Source organism: Nonomuraea sp. NPDC050556, from assembly GCF_044457355.1.
Lineage (GTDB): Bacteria > Actinomycetota > Actinomycetes > Streptosporangiales > Streptosporangiaceae > Nonomuraea.
In genome coordinates this window covers 958,585-969,184 of sequence record NZ_JBITGU010000001.1, presented here as the reverse complement: position 1 = coordinate 969,184, position 10,600 = coordinate 958,585, and the positions used below count along the sequence as shown (strand labels likewise).

At 72.4% G+C, this 10,600-nt stretch carries 8 protein-coding genes; 5 read left to right on the top strand and 3 right to left on the bottom strand.

The window, feature by feature from the left end; translation table 11 throughout:
• The first annotated feature begins 13 nt into the window (after nucleotides 1-13).
• From ACIBG8_RS04760 to ACIBG8_RS04740, 5 genes are all read left to right on the top strand, one after another.
• Entirely contained in the window at nucleotides 14-1,012 is a 999-nt protein-coding gene (locus tag ACIBG8_RS04760) for a LuxR C-terminal-related transcriptional regulator (protein WP_397341151.1), read from the top strand.
• Between the two features lie 83 nt (nucleotides 1,013-1,095).
• Nucleotides 1,096-2,268, top strand: a complete 1,173-nt coding sequence (locus ACIBG8_RS04755) for a M20 family metallopeptidase (RefSeq protein ID WP_397341149.1) — start codon at nucleotides 1,096-1,098, stop codon at nucleotides 2,266-2,268.
• Nucleotides 2,269-2,273: 5 nt separating this feature from the next.
• Nucleotides 2,274-3,110, top strand: a complete 837-nt coding sequence (locus ACIBG8_RS04750) for a GNAT family N-acetyltransferase (RefSeq protein WP_397341148.1) — start codon at nucleotides 2,274-2,276, stop codon at nucleotides 3,108-3,110.
• An 8-nt stretch (nucleotides 3,111-3,118) separates the two neighbouring features.
• Entirely contained in the window at nucleotides 3,119-4,249 is a 1,131-nt protein-coding gene (gene menC / locus ACIBG8_RS04745) for an o-succinylbenzoate synthase (protein ID WP_397341147.1), read from the top strand.
• Nucleotides 4,246-5,865 carry a PucR family transcriptional regulator gene (locus ACIBG8_RS04740; RefSeq protein WP_397341146.1) on the top strand — a complete coding sequence of 540 codons (1,620 nt, stop codon included), beginning with the start codon at nucleotides 4,246-4,248 and terminating at the stop codon, nucleotides 5,863-5,865. Before menC ends, ACIBG8_RS04740 begins: the two co-directional genes overlap by 4 nt.
• Here ACIBG8_RS04740 and ACIBG8_RS04735 read toward each other — a convergent pair.
• From ACIBG8_RS04735 to ACIBG8_RS04725, 3 genes are read right to left on the bottom strand one after another with little or no spacing between them, the layout of a single operon-like run.
• Nucleotides 5,846-7,789 carry a prolyl oligopeptidase family serine peptidase gene (locus tag ACIBG8_RS04735; protein WP_397341145.1) on the bottom strand — a complete coding sequence of 648 codons (1,944 nt, stop codon included), beginning with the start codon at nucleotides 7,787-7,789 and terminating at the stop codon, nucleotides 5,846-5,848. The genes ACIBG8_RS04740 and ACIBG8_RS04735 overlap by 20 nt on opposite strands.
• Nucleotides 7,786-8,796 (bottom strand): erythromycin esterase family protein, encoded by a 1,011-nt coding sequence (locus tag ACIBG8_RS04730; RefSeq protein ID WP_397341144.1) that lies wholly within the window; start codon nucleotides 8,794-8,796, stop codon nucleotides 7,786-7,788. The genes ACIBG8_RS04735 and ACIBG8_RS04730 overlap by 4 nt, the downstream gene beginning before the upstream one ends.
• Nucleotides 8,778-10,589: an ABC transporter substrate-binding protein gene (locus tag ACIBG8_RS04725; protein ID WP_397341142.1), complete on the bottom strand. Its 1,812-nt coding sequence runs from the start codon at nucleotides 10,587-10,589 to the stop codon at nucleotides 8,778-8,780. Before ACIBG8_RS04725 ends, ACIBG8_RS04730 begins: the two co-directional genes overlap by 19 nt.
• Nucleotides 10,590-10,600 lie beyond the last annotated feature (11 nt).

Genomic DNA, 10,600 nt, shown 5'->3' with positions numbered 1-10,600 from the left:
CTACGCTGGGAGGGTGGAGCGCCTCGCCCGTATCTGCGCGTCGGTCCGTGACGCCACGGCGTTGCGGGTGGCGCTGGTCGACGAGCTGCGCCGGGCGATCGGCTTCGACGCCTACGGCTTCGTGCTCACCGATCCGATGACCTCGGTCGGCTCCGCGCCGCTGGCCGACGTGCCGTGCGTGGAGGAGTTGCCGGAGCTGATCCGGCTGAAATACCTCACGCCGGTCAACCGGTGGACGGCGCTCGACGACCCGCCGACGGCCCTGCTGGGTGATCCGGCGCGCAGCCTGCTGTGGCGGGAGCTGCTGCACCGCTACTCCGTCGGCGACATCGCCTCCACCGTCTTCCGCGACCCGTTCGGCTGCTGGGGCTTCCTCGACCTGTGGCGGTCGACTCCCTTCACCGCGGACGAGGCGGGTCTTCTCGCGGCCGCCGCTCCGGCGATCACCCGTGGGCTGCGTGCCGCGCAGGCCGCCACGTTCCTGTCGGCTCCGGTCCAGCATCAGCGCAGCGGGCCCGTCGTTCTCCTGCTCGATCCCCGCCTGCGGGTGCTCGGGCAGACCGGGGAGACGCAGGCGTACCTGCGGATGCTCGTCCCGCCCGCACCCGCGCGCGACCCGATCCCGGCCGGGGCCTACAACGTCGGCGCGCAGTTGCTCGCCCGGGAGGCGGGCGTCGATCCGCGTCCTGCCCGTGCCCGCGTCCACCTGGGCGACGGGCTGTGGCTCACGTTGCGTGCGGCTCGGCTGGAGGAGAACATCGCCGTCACCATCGAGCAGGCCTCCCCGGCTGAGCGTGCCGACGTCTTCGCGCGCGCGTTCGGGCTCACCCCGCGCGAGACGCAGGTTCTCGACCAGCTCGCCACGGGCGACGACAACCGGCAGATCGCAGCGCGGCTGTTCCTGTCGGAGCACACCGTGCAGGACCACCTCAAGTCCGTGTTCGCCAAGACGTCGCTGCGCAGCCGCCGCGCGCTCATCGCCCACGCCTTCGGGCTCACCACGCTGCGGTAACTCGTTCGCGCCACCCAAGAGCCCCTGCGGACGTTGGCCGACACGACAGGTCGGCGCCCGGCTCGGCGGGCGATGCTGGGGCGGTGATCAGCGATATCGAGCAGCTCGTGACCTGCGAGTCCCCGTCCGACGACCTGGCCGCTGTCGCGCGGAGCGCCTCGGCGGTCGCCGAGGTCGGCGCGAGGCACCTGGGCGAGGAGCCCGAGCGTGTCGTCATCGGCGGGCGCACCCACCTGCGCTGGCGGTTCGGTGGAGAGCCGAAGGTGCTGCTGCTCGGGCATCACGACACCGTCTGGCCGATCGGGTCGCTGGCCACGCACCCGTTCGAGGTGCGCGACGGGGTGCTGCGCGGGCCGGGGTGTTTCGACATGAAGGCCGGGCTGGTGATGGCGTTCCACGCGCTGGCCGCCCTTGACGACCAGGACGGGGTGACCCTGCTCGTCACCGGCGACGAGGAGCCCGGGTCGCCCACGTCTCGGGGGCTCATCGAGGAGGAGGCCAGGCGGTGTGCCGCCGCGCTGGTGCTGGAGGCCGCCGGGCCTGGGGGCGCGTTGAAGACGGCGCGCAAGGGGGTGTCGCGCTACGAGGTGGTGGTGGGCGGGCTTGCCGTACATGCCGGTCTTGAGCCCGAGCGGGGGGTGAACGCGGCGGTCGAGGCAGCGGGGCAGGTCATGGCCGTGGCCGGGCTGGGGGACGCGGCGCTGGGGACGACGGTCACGCCGACCCGGCTGGAGGCGGGCACCACGGCGAACACCGTTCCCGGGTCGGCGCGGTTCGACGTCGACGTGCGGATGTGGGAGGCGGCCGAGCAGGACCGTGTTCACGCGGCGATGACGGGGCTGCGGCCACTGCTGCCCCGTGCGAGCGTGGAGGTCGGGGGTGGGTTGAACCGGCCGCCCCTCAATGCGGAGGCGTCGAGGGAGCTGTTCGAGCGGGCGTGCCGTCTGGCCTACGTCCTCGGGATCGGGCCGCTCGCCGGGGTCGCCGTCGGTGGGGGCTCCGATGGGAATCTCACGGCTGGTGTCGGCACGCCGACGCTCGACGGGCTGGGGGCGGTCGGCGGCGGCGCGCACGCCGACGACGAGCACGTGCTCACCGCCGAACTGCCGGGGCGGACCCGGCTGCTCACCGCCCTGGTGGCCGAACTGCTGGCGGAGGAGCGGCCGGAGGGCGGGGGGTTGTCCGTACGGACGAACGGAGGCATGCTGTCCCGTGCGCTCCGACCAGCTGCGCGGGCGAACCGGCTGGAACCATGACCGACGTGACCGATCTGATCCGTGTCGATGCGGCGTACGCCGTGGCCGAGGCTGCGACGAGAGCCTCGGGCGTCGACATCCGCCTGCTGGACAGCATCGACGAGCTCGAGGCCGTCCGCCGCCTGTACGAGCGGATCTGGCGCACCGGCGAGAACAACCCGCCCGTCACCGCCGACCTGCTGCGCGCCATGGAGAAGGCGGGCAGCTACGTGAGCGGCGCGTTCGAGGACGGCGAGATGGTCGGGGCCTGCTTCGGCTTCTTCTCGCCCCCGGCGCGCGAGGCGCTGCACAGTCACATCGCCGGGGTGTCGTCCCGCGTGCAGGGGCGGCATGTCGGTTTCGCGCTGAAGCTGCACCAGCGGGCCTGGGCGCTGTCGCGCGGCGTCAGGGAGGTCACCTGGACCTTCGACCCGCTGATCCGGCGCAACGCCTGGTTCAACCTGGGCAAGCTGGCCGCCGACGTGGACGAGTACCTGGCCAACTTCTACGGCCCGATGGACGACGACATCAACCGCAGCGACGACACCGACCGGGTCATGGTCCGCTGGATGCTGGAAGCACCGGCGGTCAAGGCGGCCTGCACAGGGACGCCCCGCCTGGTGAAGGCGGACGCCGCAGCCGCGCTGAGCGTCTCCCCGGCGGGCGGTCCTGTCGCCGGGCGCGCCTTCGGGAGAACCGTGCGCGTCGCCGTCCCCGGCGACATCGAGGCCATGCGCGACAGCGACCCCGCCCGCGCCGCGGTGTGGCGCAGGGCGCTGCGTGACGTTCTCGGCGAGCTGATCTCGGCCGGTGGGCGGGTGCGCGGCTTCGACCGCGCCGGCTGGTACATCGTGGACAGGTAGGAGACAGCATGAAGATCACCGGAGTCGAGCTGCGCACGGTCGAGATGCCGCTCGTGTCGCCCTTCCGCACCTCGTTCGGCACGGAGACCGTACGGCAGGCTCTGCTGGTGCGCGTCGTCACCGGCGAGGCGGAGGGGTGGGGCGAGTGCGGAGCCGGCACGGCGCCGCAGTACTCCTCGGAGTACACCCACGCGGCCGCGGACGTCCTGACCCGCTTCCTGGTCCCGGCCCTGGCAGGGGTACGGCACGCGCACCAGGTCGCCCCGGCCCTGGCCACGTTCAAGGGCCATCGCATGGCCAAGGCCGCGCTGGAGACGGCGGTTCTGGACGCGGGTCTCCGCGCCGACGGCGTCTCCTTCGGCCAGGCGCTCGGCGCGGTGAAGGAACGCGTGCCGTGCGGCGTGTCCGTCGGGATCACCGAGTCCATCCCCGCCCTGCTCGACGTGGTCGGCGAGTATCTCGACGCGGGATACCTGCGGATCAAGCTGAAGATCGAGCCCGGGTGGGACATCGAGCCGGTGCGTGCCGTACGTGAGCGGTTCGGCGACATCCTGCTGCAGGTCGACGCCAACACCGCCTACCGGCGCGGCGACGCCAGGCACCTGGCCGGGCTGGACCCGTTCGGGCTGCTGCTGATCGAGCAGCCGCTGGAGGAGGACGACCTCATCGGCCACGCCGAGCTGGCCAGGCGGATCACCACTCCGATCTGCCTCGACGAGTCGATCGTCTCGGCCCGCGCGGCGGCCGACGCGATCGCGCTCGGCGCCTGCCAGGTGGTCAACATCAAGCCGGGCCGCGTGGGCGGTTACCTGGAGGCCAGGCGCATCCACGACGTCTGCGCCGCGAACGGCGTGCCGGTCTGGTGCGGCGGCATGCTGGAGACGGGGCTGGGGCGCGCCGCCAACCTCGCGCTCGCCGCGCTGCCCGGGTTCCTGCTGCCCGGCGACACCTCGGCGTCCGACCGCTACTACCGGACCGACATCACGCCGCCGTTCCGCCTGGAGGACGGGCATCTGGCCGTCCCGGACGGGCCGGGGCTGGGTGTCAGCCCGATCCCCGACCTGCTGGAGGAGGTCACGGTCAGCGGGACCTGGCTGCCTGTCCAGCCGGACAGGCAGGATAACCTCGGTTCGTCATGACGAACGAAGCCAGCCTCGGGCGCGTCCTGGAGGAGCTCGGCACCACCCTGCTCGACGTGGTCTGCGGGGACGCCAAGCGGTCCGGCGACGTCGGCGGCGTCGTCATCTACGACCCGCTCGACGAGCCCGAGCTGCCCGCCAACGCGCTGGTGCTGGGCGTCGGCCTGCACGACCCGGCCGACCTCGCCCGGGTGGTGACCCAGCTCGGCGCGTACGGCGCGGCCGCGCTGGTGGTCCGCGCCCCCGTCGCGCCCGACGAGGAGCTCGCCGCCGCGGCGCGCGAGTCGGGGGTGGCGGTCCTGGCGTTCGCCCGCGGCGCGTCATGGACGCACCTGGCCGGGATGCTCAGGTCGCTCACCGCCGACAGCGGCCCGGACGACGCCCACACGCTCGGCCGGATCAGGTCGGGCGACCTGTTCGCCGTCGCCAACTCCATCGCCGCGCTGCTCGACGCGCCGGTCACCATCGAGGACCGCAACTCGCGCCTGGTGGCCTTCTCCAGCAGGCAGGAGGCGACCGACCCGTCGCGGGTCCAGACGATCCTCGGCCGCCAGGTGCCCGAGCAGTACACCCGCATCCTGGAGGAGCGCGGGGTGTTCCAGGCGATCTACCGCAGCGAGCGGCCCGTGTTCGTGGCGCCGCTGCCCGTGTCGGACGACGCCGCGCAGCCGCCGCTCCCGCGCACGGCGATCGCGGTGCGGGCGGGGGACGAGATCCTCGGCACGATCTGGGTGATCGTCCCCGAGCCGATGAGCGAGGAGCGCAGCCAGGCGCTCTACGAGGCCGCCCAGCTCGTCGCGATGCACATGGTGTGGCAGCGGGCCGACGCCGACATGGAGCGGCAGTTGCGGGCGGAGCTGGTGAGCACCGCCCTGCAGAGCGGCCCTGGCTCGCTGGAGGCGGTACGCCGCCTCGGCCTGAGGGACGAGCCCGCCGTCGTGCTCGCCCTCACCGTCGTCGAGTCTGCGGCGGAACACGCGCTGCCCGCGCAGCTCGCGGCCGAGCGCAAGCGGCTGGCCGACGCGTTCGCCATGCACCTGACGGCCGCCCATCCGCGCGCGGCTGCGGCCCTGATCGGCGACGTCGCCTACGGCATCCTGCCCCTCCTCCAGGAGGAGCGCGCGGTGCTCGTCGCCACCGAGTTCCTGGCCCGCGTGGGTTCCCGCCTGCGCCCGCTGGTCGGGGTGGGGCAGCTCGCCCGGGACAGCTCGGCGCTCGCCAGGTCCCGCTCCGGGGCCGAGCGGGCGTTGCGCGTGCTGCGCTCGGGGTCGGTGAGCAGGCAGGTGGCGCTGCTGGACGACGTCCACGTCGACGCGCTGCTGATCGAGCTCGCCGACCTGGTGCCGCGCGGCGACATCCCCAGCGGCGCGGTCGCGCGCATCGTCGCCTACGACCGGGAGAACCAGACCAGCCTGATCGAGACGCTGCGCGCCTGGCTCGACCATTTCGGCGACGTCGCGGAGGCCTCGGCGGCGATGTACGTGCATCCCAACACGTTCCGCTACCGGCTGCGCCGCGCCGCCGAGGTCGGGCGCGTCGACCTCAAGGACGCCGACGCCCGCCTGGCGGCCATGCTCCAGCTGCGCCTGATGAAGATCACAGATCCAGGGTTCTGACCAGGAACGCCAGCCACTCCGCGTCCTGCGCGACCGCGACCTCGTGCGGCGTGGCAGCGCCGTGCCCGGCGTCGTCGAAGACGTGCAGCAGGATCGGCGCGTCACCCTGCTGCGCCGCCTGCAGCCGCGCGGCGAACTTGCGCGCGTGCCAGGGCGCGCACCGCGGATCGCTCGCTCCCGCCTGGAGGTAGACGGCGGGGAAGACGCCTGGCCTGACCAGCTCGTACGGCGAGAGCCCCAGGAGCCGCTCGACCTCGGCTGGGTCGTCGGGGTCGGCCCACGCCTTGCGGATGACGAAGTCGAGGTAGGGGTCGCGGGTGCCGCCGATGAGGTCGAGCAGGGGCGCGCGCGGCAGGACGGCCCGCCACAGGTCGGGCCGTTTCGTGACGGCGACCCCGCACATGAGCCCGCCGTCCGACCCTCCGGTCAGCGCCAGCTGGGCAGGGGTGGTGCGGCCCGTGGCGATGAGGTGCTCGGCGACCGCGACGAGGTCGGCGTCGCGCACGTGCTTGTTCTCCCGGTGCCCGGCCAGGTGCCAGTCCCTGCCGAACTCGCCGCCGCCGCGCAGGTACGCCTGCACGAGCACGCCTCCCGCCGCGACGAAGGCGGCCAGGTCGGGCTGGTACTGCGGGAGCAGCGGCACGTTGGCCGCGCCGTACGCGGAGATGAGCGTGGGCGCCGGGTCACTCCCGGCCCGCCGGACCACGTGGTACGGCACGGCGGCCCCGTCGGCGGCGACGGCCAGCCCCTCCTCCAGCGTGGCGTCGAGTGTGACCGCGGGCGCGGACAGCGTCTCCAGCTCGGCCGCGCCCGGCCGGTGCAGGTAGACGCCCCACGAGCTGGTCAGCGTGGAGAAGGCGAAGACGAAGGAGTCGGCAGGTGAACAAGCCAGGGCGGTGAGGGCGAAGAAGGGGGCGGCGATCGCACCTCGTCCCGGCAGCGGCACCTGCCCGACGACGGCCCCCGAGCGGTCGAGGATACGGACCCTGGCGAAGGTCTGGTCGAACTCGCTGAGGTAGAGGTGCTCGCCCACCGGGGTGAGCGAGCGCAGCACCGTGTCGCCCTCGGGGACGAGCTCGATCCACTCCGACGGGTCGTCGAGCTGGATGGCGACCACGCGGCCGCGCGGAGCGCCGACGTCGGTCACGGCTATGTAGTGGTCGCCGACGATGTGACCGGCGACCGTCCCCGCGCACTCGGTGACGAACGGCCGCCACTCGCCGTCCGCCCGGCGGACGGCCACCGGGATCGGGCTGCCCACCCGATGGCTGGCCACCGCCCAGCCGGGCGAGGTCTGCACGAGCGTGTACTCGCGCGACCCCTCACCGACCGGCACGGGTTCCAGCGTCGTGGACTTCCCGAGCAGGTGCAGGAACGTCGCCTGGCGGAACTCGCGCGCCGAGCCGGTGAGGGCGAAGAAGTAGAAGCCGCTGCTGTCCGGCAGCCACGAGACGCCGCCCGCCCACGCGCTGTGCAGCACCTGCTCGGGCGCGCCGGGCAGCTCGCGCCCCGTGTCCACCTCGACGAGGGTGATGGTGTTGTGCTCGCTGCCGTCGGTGCACAGGCCGAGCGCCAGGACCCGGCCGTCGGGCGAGGGCGCCAGCCACGACACGACGCCGCTCACCTCCGTCACCGGCAGGCCGTCGCCGTACGGCCGGGCGGAGACGACCACGGCTGACCCATCCACCCGGAACCAGCGGCCCGCCGCGAAAGCGGGCAGGGCAGGGCGGGCCCCCGCGTCATGGGCCAGGATCAGGTCCCTGGCCGAAGATGAGTCGATCCAGGCCGTGGCGAGCTCCGCCTGAGCGCGCTGCCACTGCCACACCTCGGGCGTCTCCTCCTCCAGCCACCGGTAGGGGTCGGGCACGCGGACCCCGGCGACCTCGGCGACGACCTCGACGGTGCGGGCGGGCGGGTAGATCATCGATTCTCCTCGAACTCGGCGCGGAGCCGCTCGAAAGCGCCGGGAATGCGGGTGGCGTGCCGCACGTGCACGACGGCGTCGTACGGCTCGCCGCCCAGGGCGAGCGCGGCCACGGGAAGATCGAGCCGGTCCATCCGCTCCTCCAGCGAGCCCGGCTCCACCACGTGTTCCACGAGCTCGACATCGCAGTCGAACGGCCGCGGCGACCGCTGGGTGAACCTGACCTCCGGCCCCGACCCGTAGGTCATCCCGATGACGACCATCTCCTCCCCCAGCGCGGCGTCGAGCAGGCAGCCCATCGTGGGCCGCCCCTCGAACGGCGTGCGCTGCACGTGCGCGTTGTGCGCGCTGACGACGACGCGCTCCTCCCGCTCGAGGACCCAGCGCACGGTGTCGGCCATGAACACGTCCCTCGGGTACGGCCCGGCCTCCGGAACGTCCAGCTCAGCGACGAACGCGCGCAGCGACGCCCCGCACCGCCGTACCACCGGATCGTCGTGCGGGTCGGCCCGCTCGGCCAGCCCGGCCAGCCCCTCGACCAGCAGGGCGCGCTCGTCGGGCGGCATGGCCTCGAACCGGATCGCCGCCTCCGTCCTGCCGCCCAGATCGCTCAGGCGCAGGAGCTCGGCCGCCACCGGCATGCGCCGCGCGATGGCCCGCACGGCGGGACCCGGCGAGGTGGACGAGCCGGGAAGGTCCATGCCGTAGAAGGCGACCTTCGCCGAACGCATCCAGTCGAGCTGCCGCCGCATCGGCTCGCACTCGCCGAACCGGTAGGTGATGCCGTCGCGGGCGACGTCCTCCACCCGCCCGGGAGCGCCGTGGATCCAGGCGTCGACGTCCAGCCCCTCGGGGAAGCCGGACTCCATGACGAAGGCGGGGAAGCCGAGCTCGCGCAGGAGCTGGTGCTTGAGGTCGTAGAACTCGGTGATGTTGTGCGCGCCCTCGCCGATCGCCACCACCCGCGCGTCGCCGACCATCTCGCGTACTAGCTGTGGAAATACCATAGTTCCGGGGTGTAGATGTAGCTGAGCAGCGCCTTGAACGACGGCTGCGGGCCGGACAGGGTGTCCTTCCACACGACGAGCGTGTGGGGGGTGGGGAAGAACAGCACGGGCAGGCTCTCGGCCAGGTGGTCCACCTCGGTGGTCAGCGCCTTGTCGTCGGCGCCGAACGTCGAGGCGTTGATCAGCTCGTCCGCCTTGGCGTCCTTGTAGCTGCCCAGGTTGAAACTGCCCTCCGTGTTGAAGACCGTGTTGCTGGTCGGGTACCCCGCCGCCTGGTACAACGGGCCGAAGTCCTGCATCGCCCACTCGTTTTTCGTGGCCGGCGCGAAGGGGTTGCCGTAGTTGGTGTACATGTAGTTGAGCGACTTGGTCACGATCTTGACCTCGATGCCGAGCTTCTTGGCTGCCGACGCGAACGCGACGTCGCGGGCGCCCACGTACGCGGGAGTGTTGGCCGAGGCCAGGGTGAAGCCGATCGGCTGACCCTGCTTGACGCCCGCGCCGCACAGGCTGGGGTTCTCGCAGGTGGTGACGCCACCTGGCACCACCTTCCAGCCGTGGTCGGTGAGCAGCTTCCGCGCCGCTTCCGGGTCGTACGGATACAGGGGCGCGCCGCCGAACCCGATGCCCGCCGGGGTGTAGTTCGGGGAGCCCGCGCCGTTGTAGATGCCCCTGCTGGCGATGTAGCCCTGCTGGTCGATCAGGCGCTGGAGGGCCTGCCTGACGTACGGCTGCGCGATGACCTTGTCGAAGCCGCCGACCGTGTTCTCGAAGTTGATGGTCAGCGCGTCGAACCTGGCGGGCGCCGGGGCGCCGTAGACGTTGTAGCCCTTCGCCTTCAGCGCGTCGATCTGGGTGATGAAGCTGGAGTCGAGCGTGCCGACCGTCAGGTTGCCCGCCTTGAACTGGTTGAGCACCGCGGCCGCCGAGGTGAACGCCTTGAAGTCGACCTGGTCCAGCCGCGACTCCCCCGGCCCGCTGTAGGCGTCGTTGCGCGTCAGGGAGAAGGACCCGGTCGTCGGGTCGAAGCTCCTGAGCTTGTACGGCCCGTTGACCACCTGCCACAGCGGGTCGGTGGCGAACGTCGACTGCGACTCCGCCGCCTTGGTCAGGTACTTGTAGATCGCCGTCGCGTTCTTCTGCTGGGTGTAGTCGAGGTGCTGCCCGCCCTTGGCCGCGATGTTCCACTCCTTGGACGGCATCACGTACAGGAGGGTCAGCATCGACAGCAGGTACGACGGGTTGTAGGCCGTCTTCAGCTTGAGCGTGAGCGTGTCAGGCGCCGTCGCCTCGGCCGTGACCCCGTCGGGGAACTGGCCCGGGGTGTAGAAGCTCCAGTTGGCCGGGCTCAGCGCGAGCGCCGCCTTGAGCAGAGCCATGGAGAAGACGACATCGTCGGCCGTGACGGGCGTGCCGTTCGACCACGTGTACTTCCGCATCTTGATGGTCGCCGTCCTGCGGTCGGCGCTGTAGACGGGCGGCTCCGCCATGCTCAGCTCGGCGTCGGCGACCTGGGTGCCCTCCCCGCTGGGGCGGTAGAGGGCACGCCACATCAGCCCGCGCCCGATGACGGTCCCGCTGGAGGCGGCGGGCGGGTAGGGGTAGATGTAGTTGGGGCTCAGCCCCGGGGTCAGCGCGACCGTCGCGGTGCCGCCCTGCTTGGGCGTGCCCTTCTGCGTCGGCGCGGCGCTGTAGGCAGCGGCTGTGTCCTTCTTCGCCGGGCCGCCGCTGCACGCTGCTGCGAGCATGACGGCCATGGCGGCGAGCGCCGCGGCGAGTTTCCTACCTGGCATGGAATGCTCCT

Coding starts and splice junctions, on each gene's coding strand:
- menC (WP_397341147.1), top strand. CDS start 3,119: ATGAAGATCACCGGAGTCGAGCTGCGCACGGTCGAGATGCCGCTCGTG.
- ACIBG8_RS04740 (WP_397341146.1), top strand. CDS start 4,246: ATGACGAACGAAGCCAGCCTCGGGCGCGTCCTGGAGGAGCTCGGCACC.
- ACIBG8_RS04735 (WP_397341145.1), bottom strand. CDS start 7,789: ATGATCTACCCGCCCGCCCGCACCGTCGAGGTCGTCGCCGAGGTCGCC.
- ACIBG8_RS04730 (WP_397341144.1), bottom strand. CDS start 8,796: ATGGTATTTCCACAGCTAGTACGCGAGATGGTCGGCGACGCGCGGGTG.
- ACIBG8_RS04725 (WP_397341142.1), bottom strand. CDS start 10,589: ATGCCAGGTAGGAAACTCGCCGCGGCGCTCGCCGCCATGGCCGTCATG.